Source organism: Daejeonella sp., assembly GCF_030684675.1.
Classification (GTDB): domain Bacteria; phylum Bacteroidota; class Bacteroidia; order Sphingobacteriales; family Sphingobacteriaceae; genus Daejeonella.
This window is the reverse complement of sequence record NZ_JAUXXZ010000059.1, coordinates 80,132-101,194: the sequence shown is the minus strand read 5'-3', so window position 1 is coordinate 101,194 and position 21,063 is coordinate 80,132. Positions and strand designations below refer to the sequence as shown.

At 37.7% G+C, this 21,063-nt stretch carries 18 protein-coding genes; 15 read left to right on the top strand and 3 right to left on the bottom strand.

Features of this window, described 5'->3' with window-relative positions; genetic code table 11:
• Positions 1-7 precede the first annotated feature (7 nt).
• The gene (locus Q8M41_RS12925; protein WP_305365699.1) at positions 8-499 is read left to right on the top strand and encodes a hypothetical protein; all 492 of its coding nucleotides are present in this window, start codon (positions 8-10) and stop codon (positions 497-499) included.
• 400 nt (positions 500-899) lie between these two features.
• Here the strand turns inward: Q8M41_RS12925 and Q8M41_RS12920 are convergent, their stop codons facing one another.
• Positions 900-1,253 (bottom strand): single-stranded DNA-binding protein, encoded by a 354-nt coding sequence (locus tag Q8M41_RS12920; protein ID WP_305365698.1) that lies wholly within the window; start codon positions 1,251-1,253, stop codon positions 900-902.
• A 115-nt stretch (positions 1,254-1,368) separates the two neighbouring features.
• Between Q8M41_RS12920 and Q8M41_RS12915 the strand changes: the two genes are divergently transcribed.
• Both Q8M41_RS12915 and Q8M41_RS12910 read left to right on the top strand, forming a co-directional pair.
• On the top strand, positions 1,369-1,782 hold the full coding sequence (locus tag Q8M41_RS12915; protein WP_305365697.1) for a hypothetical protein: 414 nt from the start codon (positions 1,369-1,371) through the stop codon (positions 1,780-1,782).
• 192 nt (positions 1,783-1,974) lie between these two features.
• Positions 1,975-3,027 carry a site-specific integrase gene (locus Q8M41_RS12910; RefSeq protein ID WP_305365696.1) on the top strand — a complete coding sequence of 351 codons (1,053 nt, stop codon included), beginning with the start codon at positions 1,975-1,977 and terminating at the stop codon, positions 3,025-3,027.
• A 355-nt stretch (positions 3,028-3,382) separates the two neighbouring features.
• Here the strand turns inward: Q8M41_RS12910 and Q8M41_RS12905 are convergent, their stop codons facing one another.
• Positions 3,383-4,591 carry an ISL3 family transposase gene (locus Q8M41_RS12905; RefSeq protein ID WP_305365695.1) on the bottom strand — a complete coding sequence of 403 codons (1,209 nt, stop codon included), beginning with the start codon at positions 4,589-4,591 and terminating at the stop codon, positions 3,383-3,385.
• Positions 4,592-4,675: 84 nt separating this feature from the next.
• Here Q8M41_RS12905 and Q8M41_RS12900 point away from each other — a divergent pair, with 84 nt between their 5' ends.
• From Q8M41_RS12900 to Q8M41_RS12865, 8 genes are all read left to right on the top strand, one after another.
• The gene (locus Q8M41_RS12900) at positions 4,676-6,352 is read left to right on the top strand and encodes a hypothetical protein (RefSeq protein WP_305365694.1); all 1,677 of its coding nucleotides are present in this window, start codon (positions 4,676-4,678) and stop codon (positions 6,350-6,352) included.
• Positions 6,349-7,263, top strand: coding sequence for a type VII secretion EssA family protein (locus tag Q8M41_RS12895; RefSeq protein ID WP_305365693.1), 915 nt, complete (start codon positions 6,349-6,351; stop codon positions 7,261-7,263). The genes Q8M41_RS12900 and Q8M41_RS12895 overlap by 4 nt, the downstream gene beginning before the upstream one ends.
• 23 nt (positions 7,264-7,286) lie before the next feature.
• Positions 7,287-9,851 (top strand): Hsp70 family protein, encoded by a 2,565-nt coding sequence (locus Q8M41_RS12890; protein ID WP_305365692.1) that lies wholly within the window; start codon positions 7,287-7,289, stop codon positions 9,849-9,851.
• Positions 9,851-11,629: an AAA family ATPase gene (locus Q8M41_RS12885; protein WP_305365691.1), complete on the top strand. Its 1,779-nt coding sequence runs from the start codon at positions 9,851-9,853 to the stop codon at positions 11,627-11,629. The genes Q8M41_RS12890 and Q8M41_RS12885 overlap by 1 nt, the downstream gene beginning before the upstream one ends.
• Positions 11,630-11,643: 14 nt before the next feature.
• Positions 11,644-12,174, top strand: a complete 531-nt coding sequence (locus Q8M41_RS12880) for a hypothetical protein (RefSeq protein ID WP_305365690.1) — start codon at positions 11,644-11,646, stop codon at positions 12,172-12,174.
• A gap of 1 nt (position 12,175) precedes the next feature.
• Entirely contained in the window at positions 12,176-12,580 is a 405-nt protein-coding gene (locus Q8M41_RS12875) for a hypothetical protein (protein WP_305365689.1), read from the top strand.
• 194 nt (positions 12,581-12,774) lie between these two features.
• Entirely contained in the window at positions 12,775-14,997 is a 2,223-nt protein-coding gene (locus Q8M41_RS12870; protein ID WP_305365688.1) for an ATP-dependent endonuclease, read from the top strand.
• Entirely contained in the window at positions 14,994-16,769 is a 1,776-nt protein-coding gene (locus tag Q8M41_RS12865; protein WP_305365687.1) for a UvrD-helicase domain-containing protein, read from the top strand. Before Q8M41_RS12870 ends, Q8M41_RS12865 begins: the two co-directional genes overlap by 4 nt.
• Positions 16,770-16,815: 46 nt before the next feature.
• Here Q8M41_RS12865 and Q8M41_RS12860 read toward each other — a convergent pair whose 3' ends face one another.
• Positions 16,816-17,019, bottom strand: coding sequence for a hypothetical protein (locus tag Q8M41_RS12860; protein WP_305365686.1), 204 nt, complete (start codon positions 17,017-17,019; stop codon positions 16,816-16,818).
• Positions 17,020-17,174: 155 nt separating this feature from the next.
• Here Q8M41_RS12860 and Q8M41_RS12855 point away from each other — a divergent pair, with 155 nt between their 5' ends.
• The 4 genes from Q8M41_RS12855 to Q8M41_RS12840 all read left to right on the top strand — a co-directional run bounded on the left by Q8M41_RS12855 (position 17,175) and on the right by Q8M41_RS12840 (position 20,851).
• Positions 17,175-17,390 carry a helix-turn-helix transcriptional regulator gene (locus Q8M41_RS12855; protein WP_305365685.1) on the top strand — a complete coding sequence of 72 codons (216 nt, stop codon included), beginning with the start codon at positions 17,175-17,177 and terminating at the stop codon, positions 17,388-17,390.
• On the top strand, positions 17,387-18,469 hold the full coding sequence (locus Q8M41_RS12850) for a YhcG family protein (RefSeq protein ID WP_305365684.1): 1,083 nt from the start codon (positions 17,387-17,389) through the stop codon (positions 18,467-18,469). The genes Q8M41_RS12855 and Q8M41_RS12850 overlap by 4 nt, the downstream gene beginning before the upstream one ends.
• A 479-nt stretch (positions 18,470-18,948) precedes the next feature.
• Complete coding sequence (locus Q8M41_RS12845) at positions 18,949-19,179, top strand: hypothetical protein (protein ID WP_305365683.1); 231 nt, start codon at positions 18,949-18,951, stop codon at positions 19,177-19,179.
• 244 nt (positions 19,180-19,423) lie between these two features.
• Positions 19,424-20,851 carry an amidohydrolase family protein gene (locus Q8M41_RS12840; protein WP_305365682.1) on the top strand — a complete coding sequence of 476 codons (1,428 nt, stop codon included), beginning with the start codon at positions 19,424-19,426 and terminating at the stop codon, positions 20,849-20,851.
• Positions 20,852-21,063 lie beyond the last annotated feature (212 nt).

The window sequence follows — 21,063 nt, the reverse complement described above, 5'->3', positions numbered from 1 at the left end:
TCTGATTATGAAGACAGAACTTTATATCGCATTTATTGCTTTGCTCTTATTAGCATCCTGCCAGAGCGATTCCTCAAAAAAATCCCTGGAAGAAATGGCTGCAGATTCAGCAGCACTTGCCGACCAGAATAAAACACTTGTCGTTCCCTGGGAAGCAACCTTGAATGACAATACCCATATGATGGAGATCAAACGAAATCCGGCTGCAAACATGACCAATTTAAGTAATCTCGATATCATTGATGCCCTCAACTACAAATACCCGCAAATTAAACTGGAATGGGTAAAGCAGGAAGGTAATAAAGCTTTTGTCAAAATTCAGGATTCCGACTATCTAACACGTGAATCAGGTACCGAAGGTGCCCGTGCTTACCTTGCCGAAGTTACTTTCTCGCTGACCGAACTGGAAGGCATAAGCGAAGTTGATTTCAGCTTTAAGGAAGGTGACCATGCCAGGCCGGGGGTTTATAAGAGGGAGGATTTTAAGGGATTTAATTGAAGGAGTTGTAGATAATGGTCTGTAAGTTATAAGTTGTAGGTTATAAGTTATAGGTTGTAGGTTGTAGGTTGTAAGGCAGCTGAAGATGGAATTTATACGTTTTAAGAGTATTGGGAATGGGGAATTGGAAAGCAAAAATATGGCGTGACATTACACCCACAGGTCTGCACTGCTCTTAATTGCAAATTTTGGGTTCCAAGTGTACAAAACACAATCAAAAATGTTTAAAGCAGAAATTGCTCCTTGGTAAAAAGCTGCAAAGTTGAGGGCTAAAAGCCAGAAGCAGGAGCCCCAATCCCCCACTCCCAGCTTTTTTACCCGGCAATTTCATCCCGGTATAAGAGGCACCTCACCGTCATCCCAACACAGGAGGGATCTCTTTGCTCTCCACTCTCCACTCTCAATTATCAATTGCCCCTCCCTTTTTCCCCAACATCTGCACATCATGCACAATCACCTCGGTAATATAGCGCTTGGCGCCTTCCTTATCTGTGTAAGCCCGACTGTTGAGTTTACCTTCTATGCAGACTTCTGAGCCTTTGTGCAGGTAGCTTTCCGCGAGATTGGCGAGCCGGTCCCATAGTACCAGGTTATGCCATTGTGTTTCTTCAATTTTCTCTCCTTTATCATTTTTATAGGAGTCGTTCGTGGCGATAGATACCCTGGCCATTTTCTTTTTCTCGCCGATGGTTTTTATTTCCGGATCATTTCCTAAAAATCCCATCAGACGTACACTGTTTCTTAGATTGCTCATTTCTCAATTAATTATGTTTACCAATACCTGCCACCCGGCAGGAGCAGAATAAAGTTGAGGAGATCGGATTTAATTTACCGTACAATAAACGGATACATACGTTTATAAGCGATTGATGCGAATTGGACTTAAATTCATCAAACAATTCAACATCAAGCCTATGGAACGTGAATGTTTAGACTGTGGCGCAGTGCTGCACGGGCGCAGCGATAAAAAATTCTGCGATGACCAGTGCCGCAGTAGTTTCAATAACCGGATGAAGGCCGGCATTAACTCAAGCATGAAACCTGTAAACTCCATCCTCCGGAAAAACCATGCAATCCTATCCAGACTTTGCCCTGAAAACAAAATCAGAATTAAAAAAGACGATCTGCTAAAAAATGGCTTCAACCCCGATTATCATACCCACCTGCATCAAACCCAGAACGGAAATACCTATTACTTTTGTTATGAATATGGCTTTTTGAAGCTTGAAGGGGATGTTTATTTAGTGGTTAAACAAGGTTTTGAGCAGAAAACGAAAGGCTGAAAGCTGTATAATTCGGGTGTCGGTTGACGGCGATTGATTATAAAATTGTCAAATGAAGGAATCCTGGCTCCTAATTTCCCTATGACCGTCATCCTGAACTTAATGAAGAATCTTTGCGCTTGTTTTTGTTAGAAATTGATTGTCAAATATAAAATGAAGCAGTGAATATATTAATACTAAATACTAAAGAAAATGGAAATTCAATGGAAGGCTGAACTTGTGAAACTCAGGGGAGAAAAAAGAATTGCAGTTCATTTTCCGAATAAGACTGAACTTGTTATTAGAATGAGAAAATTAGCCGGTGCAAAATGGAGTAGTAGCTTAAAAGTATGGCATTTACCTATGACAGAGGAATATCTGGAAAAATTCAAAATCCATGGTCCTGCAGATCCCTTAGCCAATAAGTCGACAGAAATTGCTGCGTTTAAATTATGGCTTCGATCGAAACGTTATAGCGAAAATACCATCGAAACATATATGAACGCATTAAGTTCATTCCTGACCTTTCACCAGGATAAATCAATTACTGAAATTTGCAATGCAGATGTGATTTTATACAATAATAATTATGTGCTTAAAAACGGATTATCTGCATCTTACCAAAACCAGGTTGTCAATGCCATTAAATTATTCTTTAAAACACAAACAGACCTTCGAATCAATCCAGACCTGATACACCGACCAAAAAGGGCTCATGTTTTACCAAATGTTTTGAGTAAAGAAGAGATTAAACTGATCCTGAATTCTCCTAAGAACATCAAACACAAGGCAATGCTCTGCTTGCTGTATAGTAGCGGACTACGCCGATCAGAAATCCTAAATTTGAAGATCATGCATGTGGATTCCAAAAGAAAGCTGCTGATAATCAAGCAGGCAAAAGGTAGGAAAGACCGGGTAGTCCCCTTATCAGAAAAGATAATTTCCCAATTGCAGGAATATTATAAACTATACCGGCCCAAAGTGTGGCTGTTCGAAGGGCAAGATCCCGGGGAGCAGTACAGTGAAAGGAGTTTAGCAAGCGTACTTAAACAAGCTTTAAGCATTGCCAAAATCAAAAAGCCTGTAAGTCTTCATTGGCTGAGACACAGCTATGCCACTCATTTATTAGAGAATGGCACCGATCTGCGATACATACAAGAAATATTGGGCCATAAAAGCAGTAAAACAACTGAAATCTATACCCATGTAAGCACTAAAAGCTTGCAGAACATCAAAAGCCCTTTCGATGATTTGGATATTGAATAGGTAAATAGCATATTTAAATAAAGGATGTACAAACATGCCACAATACACCCGAATTTGATGGGCTTGTGGTAGTTTTATCATCCTTATGTACAAGTTATCGGTAACTCTATGACGACCGTGGTAACATCAAACGACACGACATTGAACAAACATTTAAGACAACAAGTAACGACATGACAGGACTTCTAACCAACAGGCAGACGCTTCAAAAAAAATTAAACCACCGCCTCCGCACAAAAAATAATTTGAATTTCTATGCCCTCGCAGAAAACACACTTTCATTTTTTTGCCCGGCTCAAACCCAACCCAAAAAAAATGAAAGAGTGTTTTTGCCACGCTCTATTAAATTATGGCTCTACCACGAACCTTGTGGTAGCAAGTCTAATTTTCCGTTAAAAAACAGTATGGCGGATTTAAAGTTTATGAACGTCCTATAACCTCTTCCAACCGTTTTTAGCTCCTGTATTTTTCCATTCAATCTTTCCGCCATTGCGTTGGATTTTTGAAGTCCAAGGGCATTTAGTATTCCTTTAAGATGCTTTGTAAACATTTTGGCTACTCTTATAACCGGTTTTAGTGCACTTCGATTAGCTTCACTTAACCACAATGTAAAAGCTGTTAATGATTTGACACTACAATGCGGTATGCAGTCTCGCAGCATCTCCTTTAATCGCCAAGCCGGGGCAGTTTTTAGGTTTATATCTTTGATCGTGTCAAACATCTCTCTTTGGTAATCGGTCAGTTTTGCGTGATCCTTAAGCCAGATATACCGGGTCTTTTTCAGCTCATGCTGGGTCTTTGTTTCTTCTCTTCGTACCTGATCAACGGCCTTATTCATATGCTGAACCAGATGAAATTTATCGTGACAGAGTGCTGCCTTTGGACAAACCTTCTCAGCAGCATTGATAAAGGCCTTCCACATATCCAGGCTAATAGTTTGAATCTCCCTTAATTGGTCAGACCCAAATGTTTCAGTAAGCAACAATTCAGCAGAAACTTGTGTGCGATCTTCCGTCACATTCAATATAGCACCGGTATCAGGGCTGGAGAGAACACTAACATATTGATGACCTTTACGAAAAGACTTCTCATCTATAGACAGATTCACTACTTCCTTTAGGTCACGTCTGGCCAATCCTCTTGCGCTAGCCCTATGCATAATCCGGTTTACCTGGTTAAAGCCCATACCAAGAAGCTTTGCCGTTTTAGTTTGATTTTTTGTCGCTAGTAAAACCTCAATCACAAAGGCTTCAAACCAGACCGTGAATCGGTCTAAATCCTTCGCCCATGGCGTATCTATTGTGCGAACCTTGCCGTTAGAATCTCGAACCCGGGGAACTCGACAATGTATGAACGTCTTATACTGCATCGTATTTAAATGACGCCACATCCGTTCTTCCCTTAAATCATAAATCGGCAACTCTTCTCCAGTTTGTTTATCAACCCAGTGGTTTGAAACATACTCCACGAAAATCACAATGTCTCCCTCAATTAACTCAACTTCATTAACCTTCCAATTTGAATCAAGCTCCAAAAGCTTGTGATAAAGTGCCGTTTTTTCCACGCATCAAGTTTCCAACTTTTTCCTTATTTTCACAAGGTTCGTGGCAGAACCTAAATTATCTACATTTGAAATTACCTTAACATTATGAACGCAGTAAGAGAAAATCCATACAGGACTTTAGGACTTTTCGGCAATGCGACCGAGAAAGAGTTGCAAAAGCAAATTGCAACTATCAAACGCTATGCAGAGGTTGGCAAGTCCAAATCCTTTGACTATGATTTTCCTTTTCTTGGCGACTTCAAACGGGAAGAACAAACAGTTGCAGCAGCAGCCAGTAAAATTGAACAGGCGAAAAACAAAGTTCACTTCTCTTTATTTTGGTTTCTAAACACCAACCACATTGACGAAGCGGCACTAAACCATTTGAAAGAAGCCAATATTGACAAGGCAACTGAAATTTGGGAGAAGCTAATCAAGGATAACACGATTACTGCAAAGAATTATTCGGCAGCATTAAATCTTTCAACTCTCCAATTAGGAATGACCACGCTTAACGGCTCATTCAATCCTATACAATTAAAAAAGTGTGTTGAACTCAAAGGACACATCATTTCATCAGATGCTTTTTTGAACTTCGTTCAAACGGTTGCAGGAGACAATACAAGCGTAAGTAAGGAAACAATCAGAAAGGAATTTGTTGACGAAATTTTACAAATACTAAAACCGTATTTGAACAAGACAAAGGGAATTACTTCATCTCAATTAATTGATGCTTTCAGCAGTTTCCCATCAGAGACAAAGCAATATGTAGCTGCAAAATTTACTGACAGACCTGTAAGTAACATTGAAAATCAAGTTGAAAAAACAAAACAAAGCAGAACAGAAGATGCGAGTGATGCCGAGGAATACGGGGAAGAACTATACCAACAGACCAAGACTGATTTAGCATTTCTAAAAAATGTGTTGGGAGCAGGCAATGTGAATTATCAGGTCATAGTAAACAAAGTATCAAATGAATTGCTCCAATGCTCCATTGATTTTTTCAACTATTACAACTCTGATAATGACACAGATTTTGACCCGTTTGAAGATGCCTTAAAGATTGCAAATTACGCTAAGAGCATTGGAGCAACTGGACAAGTAAAAAACAGAATTGATGAAGCTTTAGACACTCTTGAAGAAATGCGTTACAGGGATGCTAAACAAGTAATAGCATTTCTAAACCAAGTAATTAATGTCTATGCGGAAGTAGAAAAGGAAAACTCTGGTATTGATGCTATAATTAGCGGAAGGTCTAAAGTTGTGAATGAAGATAAGATAAGGGAAGCAGCAATACCATTACTTGATAATAGCATGATTGAAAAAATCGCCAAGTCAGGAAAGGACGATTTAATAAAGAATTTTTACACCTCGCTGGATAAACTGTTGGCAAAATTATCTTACAAAAGCTCTGATTTCTTTAAAAGTAAAAAGTCCACATTTCTCTCCCTCCTACCAATTACTAACAGCATAAAATTCAATTTTGAAAAATCAAAATTAGATGGTGAAATTAGCAAACTTCAAAAGGAGTTATCAAATACTAAAAGTAAAAAAATGTATGCCTCTGAAATGCAAACATTAGAAACTGAAATGGCAAGTATTAATGAATGGCAATTGTTCCGTTCAAGTGAAACCAAGCAACGGCAAATTGCTGAACAACACGAGAAAATTGAACGCTTAAAATCAAAAGGGGAAAGCGATAGGAAAAAAGAAATATCAAAACTTGAAGAGCAAATAATCTTAAAGAACGCAGAGTTAAAAAAACTAACAGGAAATAAATGAGAAAAACAATTCTACACATAGCAACAAGTTTGCTTTTGCTGTTCATAGTGCAAGTTACACTTGCACAAACGGATATAAGCCCCGAAATAAAAGACCTACAAGACAGGTTGCAAAAAATTGAAACTGCAAACAGCAGTTTGAAAACAGAATTGAAAAATCAGAAAACTGATTTTTCAAATAAACTTGCTGCTGCAAATGACAGCATCAAAAATTTAAGGGCAGAAATAGAGAACAGCAAGGCAAACATTCAAACTCTTAGCAACGATTTGGGAGTTAAAATTCAAGACAACAAGACCACAGCAGAAAAACAAATACAGGGAGTTCAAGAAACAGTAAGCAAGAACACACTTTATTGGATAATTGCAGTTTTAGGAATTGCATTGCTTTCTGTTTTGCTTTTCGGTTTGCTCCGCAAACAAGTCTCAAAAAATAAAACCGACATTACAGCCAACATTCAGCAAACGAAAAAAGCATTAGAAGAAGAAGGAGTAAAACTTGACAGCAAGTTGGCTGATTTACTTGCTTCGCAAATGCAACTGATGAAAGAGGAACGGCAAGCCGTTCCTTCTTCAAAAGCCGAAGAAGTAAATCACGAACTTGCTTTGAAGGTGGCTGATGAAATAATTCGCATCCAAAAGAATTTAGGAAACATGGATGCTGAAACAAAAGGATTGAAACAACTTGTTGCTTCTGTAAAAAGAATTCAAGACAACTTTGAGGCGAACGGTTATGAACTGGTTGATATGCTCAATAAGCCGTATGACCAAGGAATGAAAGTAACGGCAAACTTTAAACCTGATGAAACCTTAAAAGCAGGTGAGCAAATCATTACAAGAATTATTAAGCCACAAGTAAATTTCAAAGGTGTGATGATACAGTCAGCACAAATTGAAGTAAGCCAAGGAGAATAAACTATCATTTAAAGATTATAAAAATGGCAAGAACAAAAATTGACTACGGTATTGATTTAGGAACAACAAATTCCGCTATCTCAAGAATTGAAAATGGGAAACCTGTAATTAAAAAAACAGACACCCTAAAAGATACAATGCCTTCCTGTATCAACTTTAATAGAAAGCAATCCATTGTCGCTGGTGATGGAGCTGCAAACGCTTTTCGTTCAGACAAACTGAAAGCATTGAAAACATTACAAGCCGATACCAATACCTACATTGAGTTTAAGCGGACAATGGGAACTGATAAAAAATATTCCAGTTCAAACATGAGCCGAGATTACACTTCGGAAGAATTATCAGCAGAAGTGTTGAAGAAACTGAAATCGTTTATCACAGACGAAGAACTGAAATCTGTTATCGTTACAGTTCCCGCTAAGTTTACCATCAATCAGAAAGATGCAACAAGCAGAGCAGCTAAACTTGCGGGGTTTGAACATTGCGAACTTTTACAAGAACCAATTGCAGCATCAATGGCATACGGGCTTGATGCAAAAAGCAAAGACGGTCTTTGGTTAGTTTTTGACTTTGGTGGTGGAACTTTTGATGCAGCACTTTTGAAAGTGGAAGATGGAATTATGAAAGTAATTGATACAGAAGGAGACAATTATTTAGGGGGAAAGAATATTGATTTTGCTATTGTAGATGACATCTTAATTCCTCATTTAGGTGAAAAGTTTTCAATCAATAGTTTTATTGAGCAAGGAGATAAAAAAGAATATTTCAGAGAAGCATTAAAAGTTTTTGCCGAAAAAGCCAAAATAGATTTATCATTTGCTAACTCCTCTCATTCACTCTCCGACCCTGATGATTTTCCTGAAGATGATAAAGGAGTTGAAATTGAATTAGACATTAAAATTACAGAAGAAATTTTAAGCCCTGTCATATCGCCAATTTTCCAAAAGGCAATTGACATCTGCAAAGAATTACTACAAAGAAATTCACTTGTTGGAAAAAACATTGGTGCTTTAATTTTAGTTGGAGGGCCGACTTATTCTCCTATCCTTCGGAGAATGTTGAAAGAGCAAATAACCGACAAAGTTGATACAAGCATTGACCCAATGACAGCAGTTGCAGAAGGTGCCGCGTTGTTTGCCTCAACCATAAATGTTTCGGAAGAACTTGTAGAGCAAAACCGAGACAGGACTAAAATTCAATTAGGTCTTGGTTACGAACCGACAACGGTTGAGATGGAGCAATTCATAACGGTGAAAATTTTAAAAGACAAAACGGAAGGAAATATTCCCGATAAAGTTTATGCAATGATTGCCCGTTCTGATAAAGCGTGGGACAGTGGCAAAGTTCAAATAGATGAAGCGGGTGAAGTAATTGAAATAAAATTAAACGCTGGGAAAGCAAACTCTTTTAATGTTTTTGTTTACAATGAAAAGGGAGATTTATTGCCAAGTGAGCCAACGGAGTTTTTAATTATTCAAGGTTCAAAAATTGGAAGTGCCACACTTCCTTACCATATCGGAATTGAGATTAAGAGCAGAGCAAGCAACAAATTAATCTTTAGGTCAATTAAAGGATTGGAAAAAAATCAATCCCAACCTGCAACAGGTATTGCTAACGATTTAAAAACACAAAAAGATTTAAGACCTGGACTGAAAGGAGATTTTATAAAAGTTCCTGTATATGAAGCCGAGAATGATGCAAACGGTTCAAGGTCTATTTACAATCAACATGTATTTAACGCAATTATTACAGGAGAGGATTTGCCAAAACTATTACCGTCTGGAAGTAGTGTTGAATTAACTGTAAAAGTAAAAGATGGTAGAATTTCACTTAGTGCATATTTCCCCATTCTTGAATACTCTCACGAAATTGAATATGAAAGCAAAAATCAAGAAGACATTGATGCTGATTGGTTGGAAACAGAGATTGCAAAAGCGAAACAATCATTAAATATTATCAAGAACGAAGGCGGAACAACAAGCAAAGATGAATTGACGAAAATAAATTCAGAGGTTGCAGAACTTGAAAAACTTTTGGAGCAAGGCAGAAGTGATTACGATAGAAAGAAACAAGTGTTAGACAACCTTCGCAGAAGTTTAAGAAAGATTGATGATTTACAAGATGCAGCAGAGTTTCCAAAGACAGAAGAAGAATTGAAAAATTCCTTTTACCGCTTAGAAGAAACTTTCAAAAAAGTTGAAGGCAGGGTTGAGGGAATAAATGATGAAGGAGTAAAAGCAGCAATTGCACAATTCAAAGAGCAAATTCCGCAAGTGATAAAAGAGAAGAATGTAAAAGTTGCGAAGGAATTGATTGACCAAATGAGAGCACTTGATTTTATGTTGGTTGATGCCGCAATGGGAGCACAAATGGAAATTCAAATTCTAAAAGAGTTTAATGATGAGTTTGACCTTAATGAATGGAGTGACAGGAGCAAAGCGAAAATGTTAATCCAACAAGGTTTGAGTATTGCAGCAACAACACCTACAAAACAAAGGTTGAGACCTATTGTAATGGAACTTTACAAACTGTTACCGAAAAGCGATAAACCAATTTTTGCTGGTGACGACAGCGTATTAACTGACTAATGGAAAGTAAGCAAAACATATTTCCAAAAGGAACTGTAATTGCAGACCGATACGAAATTCAATTTCCAATCGGAAGCAATTCTTTTGTTCAGTCATACAGAGCCAAAAACAAAAGCGGAAATATTATTCGGCTTGACTTGATAAATCTTGCTTCACTCCCATCTTCTTTTTTTGAGGAAGGAAAACTCATTCAGGTTTCTTTGCTGAAAAAAATTAAGCACACAAATATTTCTGCATTGAAAGAAGAAGGCGAAACGATAATTGACAAACAGAAATTCGCCTATCTCACTTTTGATTTTATTAGTGGTGAAACGCTTGCAGAAAAATTAAAACGGGAAGGCAAACTTTCTCCATACGAAGCAGTGCCGATAGTTACAGAGTTGTTAGAGGCAATTGAATATTTGCACAACAAATCTGAACCAATAATTCACAACGGCATTTTGCCAACTTCTATTTTTCTTGACCTTTCAACCAAAAGAGAGAAGCCTGTTTTGACAGGGTTTGAACAAGCAAGAACATTAGAGAACAGCAATCAAAGTGTTTCAATCAAAGGACTTTCATTTTTTCATTCCGCACCCGAATTATTAAACGGAGTTTTCATTCCGCAGAGTGATTTGTTTTCAGTTGGTGCATTGTTGCATCATTTACTTTTCGGAGTTGCACCTTGGTATAATGAAAATATTTTGAGCCAACCTTTAAACAAAGTGAAAGGATTGGTTGAACAAGCAAGAGAAAAGAAATTGAGTTTTGATTTTGCAGACGAAAATGAAATTGACGACCAACTGAAATTCACTTTGACAAAAGCACTTTCCATTGACATTGAGCAAAGATTTCAAACAGCAGAAGATTTTTCAAAAGCATTGAAGCGTGAAGTGATGTTAGAGAAACAGGAAGTTGAAAAATCATTTGAGAAGAAAATTGAGAAGAAAGAAAAGAAAAAAGGCAGCGGCTTTGACCAGATTGCGGGAATGAGTGAGTTGAAAGAAATTCTTTACACGGATGTAATTCGTGCATTGAGTGAGAAAGAACTTTACGCCAGTTACGGAATTACCATTCCTAACGGAATGTTGCTTTATGGTCCACCCGGATGCGGAAAAACTTTTATTGCTCAAAAGTTTGCCGATGAAATTGGTTACAACTTCGTAATGATTAAACCTTCTGACTTAAAAAGTAAGTGGGTAAATGCAACGGAAGAAAACATTGGAAAACTTTTTAAGGAAGCGGAAGCAAACGCACCGACAATAATTTTCATTGACGAATTAGATGCAATTGTTCCAAGCAGAGAAGGCGACCTTCATCAAGGAGCAGCATCAGCAGTGAATGAAGTTTTAGCACAAATGACAAATTGCGGAGAGAGAGGAATATTTGTAATCGGTGCAACAAACCGACCTGAAAAAATAGATGCTGCAATTTTGAGAGCAGGAAGATTAGACAAGACAATTTATTTATCACCACCCGACAAAGCGGCAAGAGCAGCAATGTTCAAATTGTATTTGAAAGACAGACCAGTTGACCTTTCAGTTGATTACGATATTCTTTCACTCCTAACAGAGAACTATGTTTCAAGCGACATCAAGTTTTTAATTGATGAAGCATCAAGACAAGCATTGAAAGTAAAGAGCAGAATTACAATGGAAGTTTTGCAAACAGTTATCAAAACAAACAAGCCATCAGTAACTCTAAAGGAAATCAATAAATATGTTGCACTCAAACAGAAGTGGGATAACGAAAAAGGAGGCAAAGACGATAACGATAGAACTCCAATAGGTTTCAAATAATAATTCAAAAAACGATGACATTAGAAAGACCAGATTTTCAACGCTTATTATTTCGCACAGCATTTTGCTTAATGGCTTGTGACGGACACATTGACGATAGAGAAGTCAAAGAAATTAAGTTGATGAACAAATCATCAGCATATTTCAACGGCATTGACTTGACAGACGAGTTAGAAGAATTACTCTCTGACTTAAAAGCAAGAGGTAAACACATAGTTGACGAACTGTTTGACACACTTGCAAAACTTGACATCGGTGTTGTTCAAGAACTTTTAATTCTTGAAGTTTCTTTTCGCCTTGTTCACGCAGACGAGAAAGTTGACGAGAATGAAATTAAGTTTCTTCGCTTCTTGCGTTCTAAACTCAAAGTTCATGATGAAGTAATTCGTGACAGGTTTGGAGTGGTTGAATATTTGTTTGACAAAGATTATTCACAAGACATTGTAAAATCAGAAACGCATGACGACTTGTTTGCTTCAATAGCAATTCCTGACTTCATAGACCTTGTGGCAGTTGACTTTTCAAAATCTAAAGACGAAAATTGAAATGAAGGTAGAAGCCCACGCACAAAAAAATACACTCTTAAAAACCGCTGCAAGCCAGCCCACGACCAAAGTTTTTAAGAGAGTATTTTTTTCTCCTACCCAAGAAGAAATTCAAATTATTTTTTTTCCCACCCTACGGTGTTTTAATTTTTTTTCCAACCGCACAGTGCGTAACTGGACAGACAGTGCTTCTATCTTAGGCGGCTTCGGACAAAGTGTGAGCAAACTTGACACGACACATCTTCAGACGGACAGAAGAGCAACCGATAACAAGGGGTTTAAGAAATTGGGGGTTCAGTGGTTAATCAAACATTTGTGCTTCGTATCAAGTTCAGTGGTGGCAGACAGTTTTGTGCTCCGAAATCCCCAACTTCTTAAACCCCCGAAACGTTATAGCCAATGGTAGGACGACCGTTCCAAAGACGACCGACCGACCTAAAATTTAAATATTAACACAAAGACAAACCATTTTGACAGGTGACCTACATACAAATCATATTTCAAACGGACAACGAGTAAACCGACACTCCTTGCCGACACTTCTGTATTTTTTATTTTTCCCCACCGCACATTTTTTAATTCAATTTATACCAGCCCACATTGGCACATTTGGTTTTGCGCTACCCACAAACCGACACACGGGCAAAACCAAAAGAGCCAATTTCACCTACCCAGTTATTTTCAAATTCACATCCTAAATCTGAGATTCTTATGCACATATCTTCTTTATCAATTAGAAATTACAGGAATTTCAGAAAAGTAAAACTAAACTTTAAGAACGGCATAAATACTATTATTGGCGAAAACGGCTCAGGGAAAACAAACTTGTTTTATGCTTTGAGAATACTAATTGATGATACTCTTCCAAGATACATCAATTTTTATCCGGCAGACTTTAATAGAGCCATAGGGAATTGGGCAGGCCATTGGATAATTATTTCAATTGTCTTTGACGAATTAGATTCAAGTGAAGAAGCGCAAGCATTGGCGGTGCAATCAAGCGGACATATGGACACGGCTACACAAGGCAGTTATGCGGTTTACTTCAGGCCAAAGTACCAATTTAGAAAAGAACTTTATGACTACTCTCAAACGTCTGGAAAAAATGTAACTGACTTACAGCTTATCCTTGACAAGCTCACTCTTGAAGATTACGAAACAGTTTATTTAAGTAGAGGATCTGCTGATTTTAGCCAGGATTCAGTTTATTCCAAGTACGTGGGCAATTTTGAAACAGTCGAATTCCCCGATCCTGATGATAAAGAGGAACTAATATTTGGAACTTGGCTACCGAAAGAAATTAATATTCACAATGAAGTTTCCTGCACCTTTATAAAAGCGTTGAGAGATGTTGAAAGTGATTTAAGATCATATGCAAGCAATCCCTTGATAAACCTTTTAAGAGGAAAGGAGAAAACCGTTGAAGTCGCAAAATCAAATGAAATAATTGAGAGCATCGACAAACTTAATGATCAAATCAGTTCGCTTGATGAAGTGAAAGAAGTTCAGAGGGGAATTGACAAAAGCATTAAAGAAGCTGTTGGCACTACCTATGCCCCAAACATTGAAATTAAATCTGAGTTGCCAAACGAAATGGAAAAACTATTCCAATCATTAAGACTTTGGGTAGGTGACCCTGATGATGAAGGTTACAAAGGAAGAATATGGGAACTAAGTCTAGGTGGAGCTAATCTCATTTATCTTTCATTAAAGCTGCTTGAATATGAGAAGGTGAAAACTGACAGGATTGCAAATTTTCTCCTGATAGAAGAGCCAGAAGCTCATATTCATACACATATCCAAAAAACGCTTTTTAACAACATCAAAGAAAATAGAACGCAAGTAATAATTTCAACTCATTCAACTCATATTTCATCTGTGAGTAAAATTAGCAGCCTGAATGTATTGAGTAGGGGGGAAAGAGAAGCATTAGTTTTTCATCCTTCGAATAATCTTCAACCGGAAGAAATTGTTAGGATTGAGAGGTATTTAGATGCCGTGCGAAGCAATTTACTCTTTGCAAAAGGAATTATTTTGGTTGAAGGTGATGCAGAGCAAATCTTAATTCCAGAAATGTTCAAAAAGGTATTTGGACTTTCACTCGATGAAATTGGAATAAGTTTAGTAAATATTGGTAGTACAGGGTTTGAGAATGTTGCGAGAATATTCCACGCAGACAGAATCAATAAGAATTGTGCAATACTTACTGATCTGGACAAATCCATTGTAACACTTCCAGCAGATCCAAAAGACGATGATGACTATCAAAAGCATTGCAGGGCATCAGAAAAAAGTGGGGAAGAGCGCAAAGTTCGATTAACTGATTTTTGTAATGGAAACACATTTTTAAAGACATTCTACTTCAAACATACATTTGAAGTTGATTTTCTAATGAAGGGCAATAGCTTTGAGCTTACTGAGTGTCTTGATAAAATTTATTCAAGACCAGCGGACATAGCGAAAGCAAAGGTCAAGCTTGAAGATACCTCTGTTGAAGTGGCGGGCGTAGAAGTTTTAAGAATTGCTGATAAACAAGGCAAAGGTTGGTTAGCTCTTTTGGTCGCTGAACATATTTTTTACAATACCTACATTCCAAACTATATTCTTAAAGCTATTGCATTTTCTTCTTCCCACATTAACCAATCTTCAAAAGCAAAAGCGGCTCTATATCGTCTGCGTTCGATGAGGAATAATGCGAATGACGATTTACAAGGTGAGGCTAAAAAATTTAAGACACGAGGAAAAAGTGAAGAAGAAATTCTAACCACATTTTGTGATGCCTTCAAGGAAGACCAATTGACAAAGTTTTTAGCTCTTCTATGATACTTGACAAATTAAATAATGAACAAAGAGTAGCGGTTAAACAGGAAGGAAACGTTTTGTTAACCGCTTGCCCTGGCAGTGGCAAGACACGAGTAATTATTCATAAGTTGGCCTACGAATTAACACAACTTGATCAAAGCAGTAAAAAGAGAATTGTTGCCCTAACCTTCACTGTTCGTGCCTCGGAAGAGATTTTCAGACGACTGAATGCAATGGGAATTAACAGCGGCAAAATTTGGTCAGGTACACTTCATTCATTTTGCTTTGAGTGGATAATAAAGCCATACTCTTGTTACTTGCCCGAATTAAAAAATGGTTATTCAATTGCGGACGAAACATTCTGTTCGGATTTGATTAACAGCTTAAAGGAGAAACACGGCTTACAGCAAATAGACCCTGTTAATCTGAGGTTCAATAGAGATGGAAGTTTCATAGAACCCAAAAGCGTTCAGAGGAAACTTTTGAAAGAGTATCACGAAATTCTTAAAAGCAAAAAGCTTATTGACTTTGAGTTACTTCTCTTTTACTCATATAGGATTCTTATAACTTACCCAAAAATTCAGCAAACACTTTCTAACTTGTTTAAGTTAATTTGCGTTGATGAGTATCAAGATACTCAAGATTTGCTGTATGCTATTATCTCGGTAATTATCAAAGCGGGTAACGGAAATACATCTTTATTTCTTGTTGGTGATACTGACCAAGCGATTTATGCTTCTCTTGGAGGTGTAGCAAAAAGTATGGCAGAGATTAAGGCAGAAATTGACGGAATGCCGATTAATCCATTAACACTTACTGGAAATTACAGGTCAAGTCAGAGAATAATTGATTTTTACACACACTTCCAAACTCAAACTATAAAAATTGAAGCGGTTGGCAGTAATTCGGAAACAGTAGGACTAATTACTCTCAATAATACTATCCATCATGCGAAAATAGTTGATGAGATTGCCCGGTTAATTCAGATGAGTTTAGATAGCGGCATTCCGGAAGATGAGATTTGCGTTCTTGTTCCTCAATGGTGGCTGATAACTTCAGTATCAAAAAAACTAAGAGCCACATTGCCCGATGTACACTTTGATGCTTCCGGTTTAGCACCAATGTCAAGAAATAGAGAAAACATTTGGTATAAACTCTCACGACTATTTTTAACGGAACCAAATCCTAAAATATATTCTTCAAGATACCGATGGGCTGCCGAGTTGATTGATAATTTCAGAGTTCAAACAAATACTGAGTTCAATGAAGAGTTTAGAATTGAAAGAAACTTATTGAAGTTAATCAATTCCATTAAATCAAGTGAACCAGAAGGAATAGATTATTTGAACGATTGCTTTGATCAATTTCTTGAGGCCGTAGAAATTGATGTCACGAAATACCCTCAATTGGTGGAGAATAGAAAGCTATTCTTTGATAGTATAGAAAGCAGATTAAATGATCCCGACTTTAAAGTTCCCAGCGATATTCAATCATTCAAAAGTTTCTATAGAGAAATGACGGGAGTAATTATCAATACCTGTGTTGGAGTAAAAGGGGAAGAATTTGAAACAGTGATTGCCTACGGGCTTTTAAATGGATATATTCCTCATTGGAATGAGATTTTTTCAGGTAATGCAACCGATGCATCAAAGAAACTGATGTATGTTATTTGCTCGCGGGCAAAAACAAACTTGCATTTAATTAGCGAGACTGGGAGAACAACGAGACGAGGAGATGCACTTACTATCACACCTGAATTAGCAAGTAAAGTCTTTCGGTACGATGAAATATAAAAATTTAGACCTTTGGTAAATTCAGGAAGCTGTTCCAAGGTGGGACTTACAATTTTGTATTTCTTTTCCTTGTCGGGTAAGGGAACTGTTTCTCTTTAAACTCCGAAATTTCTTCTTTCAATTTTTTATTCGTGTTATGAAGTAGTTCGTTCTGAACCTTCATAATGCTTAACAAATCGTGCATTGCATTCAGGTTTTCCAGTTGACAGGAAACAAGTGATTCCAAATCAGCCTTTGTGTATTGTCTCATTGTGATTGAATATTTGGTTAATATTAAATGTACGTATTTACATATTTTCTGTACAATCTTAAGGATTATATTTCAAAATACAAAACGGATGTACGGATTTTATTAACATTTGGCATTTTTATATGAACTTTGGATAAGAAAATCTTAATAATCAGATGACTCTACTTGGGAAGTATCTTGCAAAAAGGTCGGTTAATAAATCCGAAGTATCTCGAAGAACCGGAATCAGCAAAGTCCGTATCAGTGAATTGACTTTGAATACTTCCACCAAACTAAGAGCAGACGAACTGTATCTTATTGCTCTTGCCATTAATGTTGACCCCTGCGAGATTTTAAAGGAGGTTTGCGGCCATCTCAAGCTTGAAAAATGAAACCAGCTAAGAACGCTTATAACGACCTGATAGCTGAAATCAGGCAACTGGTAGAACAGGCAAGGCACAATATTGCTCGCAATATCAATGTTGAATTGCTTCAGACTTATTGGACAGTCGGAAAACTGATTGTTCAAAAGGAACATAGCGAGAAATACGATGAGGTTTCGGTAAGGCAAATGCTCATAGACTTATCCAAGGACTTGACAAAAGAATTAGGGAAAGGCTTTAGCCGCAGCCAGCTAACCTATATGCGTTTATTTTACCAGCGTTTTAAGGCTTTCCAGACTGTGTCCGGGAAATCCAGAACTGGTTTGACAGCGTCACACCAAAAGAGCAAGAAGACTATAAAATCAAGTGGTCTGACAGTGTCACACCAACTTAGCTGGTCGCACTATTATGAACTGTTAAAATGTAATACTGAACAGGAAACCGGCTTTTACCAGCAGACAGCGATTCACGAAAACTGGTCGGTGAGAGAACTACGCAGGCAAATGGACACCGCATTGTTTGAACGCATTGCTTTGAGCAAGGATGCCAAGGGAGTAATGAAGCTGGCAAACAAAGGACATATTGTTGAAAAGGAAACAGACATTACCCGTGATCCTTATGTTTTAGAGTTCCTGCAAATTCCTGAAGACCACAAGTACACTGAAAAACATTTGGAGCAGCGCATTATTGACAACCTGCAGAGCTTCATACTTGAACTCGGAAAAGGTTTTGCTTTCATTGGCCGGCAATACCGCATTACACTTGACAATACACATTTCTATGTTGACCTGGTCTTTTATCACCGCATCCTCAAATGCTTTGTGCTCATAGACCTGAAAGTAAAATCGGTAAAGCACCACGACATCGGACAAATGAATCTTTACCTGAACTACTTTGATACAGAACAAAACGTGGAAGGCGACAATCCACCAATCGGAATTATTCTTTCGAAACACAAGGACGATGTGACAGTCGAATACGCGACAAGAGGAATTTCAAATAAAATTTTCGTTTCAAAATACCAGTTATACCTACCAGACAAAAAAGTGCTCCAAAAGAAAATGCGGGAACTGCTAGACAACAAATAGCCGACACACACTTGTAAGCACATTTACAATTCGCACAGACCGACACACAAACCAAAAATTGTAAAAGAGCTTCCAAGTTTTCCGCCCGAAAAAATTGAATTAAAAAATCTCCTCCCCTTCTAAAAATAAAAAAGTACCCGACCGCACAACCCGCCACGACAAAGACAATGAAACTCAATAACGACAATGGTTTGCACACACGGACGACAAATACCACTGGCTATAACAGGCGTTTGGCAAAAGTGGCGGTTCAGTACTCCGCAGACAGTTTTGTGGTTCATCAAACGTTGGTTCTCCGCATCAAGTTTTCGATGAAAATCGCCACCTTCGCCAAGCCCGTAACCGTTAGGTGCCATTATGAAATCCACAACACCATGAACTACCAAAATTAGCGTCGACAACAGCTAATCGAAAAATTAGTGTCAAATGCCAAGGCGATTATTTCAAACCAAGTTGCTCTACCGTTAGGAGTGCAAAAAATGAATAAGATAATCACATGGATTAATGATATTGAACCGCTAAAGGAGGATCTTAGTGTTTTTCGCGACTATGATATAAATACAGACGACTTACCACTGGGAACGGAACGGTTTAATTGGAATATTGAAAAACTCATCGAAATTGAATCAGAGTTTGATCAGGCGAATTTGTTATTCAAGGCAGACATTCTTTGGAAATGCAAAAGTTTGATAGCATCATTCAGCAAATAAAACGTCACCTAACAACGGCTTCAAGCTATAGCGGTCACAGCTATTTGAAACTACCTGATTTCTAACTACTTTAGTGCTAAGGCCGGACGAAGTGCTCCCGATAGCTATCGGGATAACCGCTACAACTTGAAGTCACAAAACGTCAGCCATAGGGTCGGACAAAGGAGCTGACCATTAACAGGCAACATCTTATAAATAATGACTTGGGCATTGCTAATATTGTCAAATTGAAAATAAACCAGTTATGAAAAAAATATTTATTATTCTTCTCTCCGTTTTACTGTTACCGTTGTGTGAAACTTACGGACAACAGGTTTCCGAAGAGGTAACTAAATTCATTGAAATCCAAGCGCCCATCATTGCTCTTAAAAATGTAACTATGATAGACGGGACAGGTGGCCCGACAAGAATAAATCAAGACATTGTTATTACTGGTGACCGCATAACTGCTATTGGTAATTCGGGGAAGATTAAAATTCCTCCCACCGCAAAAGTTATTGATGGTAATAGCAAAACTGTAGTTCCGGGTTTTGTTATGCTACATGAACACTTATTCTATGCAAAACCTTTTGAAGGTGCATATAAGGCGGTTCACATGACCAATACTTTTCCAAAAATGTATCTTGCAGGAGGCGTAACAACTATGAGAACGGCCGGTAGTATTGAGGCTAATACCGATTTGAATATAAAAAACCTTATTAATGAAGGTAAGATGGTTGGGCCGAATATGGATGTTTCAACACCGCATATCGAACGGCAAGGTTTTATACCTCAGATTCAATCACTGTATGGAAATGAGAGTATTGAAAACTGGATAAATTATTGGGCAGACAAGGGTGTAACTTCCGTAAAGGCTTATAACAATATCACAAAAGATGATTTAGAAAGAATTATCAAAGCCGCTCACGCAAGAAACATGAAAGTGACTGGACATTTATGCTCCATTACATATCGTGAAGCGGCCGACCTTGGTATTGATAACCTTGAGCATGGGTTTGCAGCATCTTCTGATTTTATACCTGATAAAAAAGAGAATGAGTGTGACAATAGTAAAATTGCTCAATCCTTATTGAGTCTGGATGACAACAATCCGGAATTGAAAAAGTTAATGGAACACCTAATTAAAAAGAATGTTACCATTACATATACCCCAACCGTCTTTGAACCTTTTAAAGGAAGAGAAGTTATCCCAGGAGGAGGTGACGTTGCTATGGCATCCTTTTTACTGAAACAAATACAAGGCATACACAAATACTATGCTAATTCAAGTTTAGATTCAATAAGCTATAAAAGTTTTAAAAATGACATGAGGAGAATAAAACAATTCCACTCGATGGGGGGTAAAGTAGTTGTAGGGACAGACCCTACAGGTGCAGGCAGAACAATAGCCGGTTATTCAAACCAACGGTTGATTGAATTACTTATTGAAGCAGGTTTCAATATTGAGGAAGCAATAAAAATATCTACATTAAATGGCGCAAACTACCTTGATATTGCTAAGGAAACAGGAAGCATAGAAGTTGGAAAGAAAGCGGATTTAATTCTCATAAATGGTAATTTATCGAAGGATATCTCCAAAATCAGAAATATGGAAATTATATTCAAGAGTGGAGTAGGTTTTAATTCAAACAAAATATTTGAATCAGTGAAAGGTAAACTAGGACTTGATTGAACTTTTTAACCCGGAATGAATAAAGGATTTATTTGACAATTAACTTGGGACGAAATACTGGTTACGAAATAAAGTGGATACAAGACCCTACGGCTGGCAACACGGGTTTTGCGTCAGGCGGGCTTACGTGCAAACTTGGATCTTTGTGCTTCTATTCAAGTTCAATGCTTGCAGATAGTTTTGTGCTTTGAAACCCGCCCGAACTCAAAGCC

Excerpts from the sequence above, each read along its gene's own strand:
- Q8M41_RS12925 (WP_305365699.1), top strand. The coding sequence starts at position 8 with ATGAAGACAGAACTTTATATCGCATTTATTGCTTTGCTCTTATTAGCA.
- Q8M41_RS12920 (WP_305365698.1), bottom strand. The coding sequence starts at position 1,253 with ATGAGCAATCTAAGAAACAGTGTACGTCTGATGGGATTTTTAGGAAAT.
- Q8M41_RS12915 (WP_305365697.1), top strand. The coding sequence starts at position 1,369 with ATGCGAATTGGACTTAAATTCATCAAACAATTCAACATCAAGCCTATG.
- Q8M41_RS12910 (WP_305365696.1), top strand. The coding sequence starts at position 1,975 with ATGGAAATTCAATGGAAGGCTGAACTTGTGAAACTCAGGGGAGAAAAA.
- Q8M41_RS12900 (WP_305365694.1), top strand. The coding sequence starts at position 4,676 with ATGAACGCAGTAAGAGAAAATCCATACAGGACTTTAGGACTTTTCGGC.
- Q8M41_RS12895 (WP_305365693.1), top strand. The coding sequence starts at position 6,349 with ATGAGAAAAACAATTCTACACATAGCAACAAGTTTGCTTTTGCTGTTC.
- Q8M41_RS12890 (WP_305365692.1), top strand. The coding sequence starts at position 7,287 with ATGGCAAGAACAAAAATTGACTACGGTATTGATTTAGGAACAACAAAT.
- Q8M41_RS12885 (WP_305365691.1), top strand. The coding sequence starts at position 9,851 with ATGGAAAGTAAGCAAAACATATTTCCAAAAGGAACTGTAATTGCAGAC.
- Q8M41_RS12880 (WP_305365690.1), top strand. The coding sequence starts at position 11,644 with ATGACATTAGAAAGACCAGATTTTCAACGCTTATTATTTCGCACAGCA.
- Q8M41_RS12875 (WP_305365689.1), top strand. The coding sequence starts at position 12,176 with ATGAAGGTAGAAGCCCACGCACAAAAAAATACACTCTTAAAAACCGCT.
- Q8M41_RS12865 (WP_305365687.1), top strand. The coding sequence starts at position 14,994 with ATGATACTTGACAAATTAAATAATGAACAAAGAGTAGCGGTTAAACAG.
- Q8M41_RS12860 (WP_305365686.1), bottom strand. The coding sequence starts at position 17,019 with ATGAGACAATACACAAAGGCTGATTTGGAATCACTTGTTTCCTGTCAA.
- Q8M41_RS12855 (WP_305365685.1), top strand. The coding sequence starts at position 17,175 with ATGACTCTACTTGGGAAGTATCTTGCAAAAAGGTCGGTTAATAAATCC.
- Q8M41_RS12850 (WP_305365684.1), top strand. The coding sequence starts at position 17,387 with ATGAAACCAGCTAAGAACGCTTATAACGACCTGATAGCTGAAATCAGG.
- Q8M41_RS12845 (WP_305365683.1), top strand. The coding sequence starts at position 18,949 with ATGAATAAGATAATCACATGGATTAATGATATTGAACCGCTAAAGGAG.
- Q8M41_RS12840 (WP_305365682.1), top strand. The coding sequence starts at position 19,424 with ATGAAAAAAATATTTATTATTCTTCTCTCCGTTTTACTGTTACCGTTG.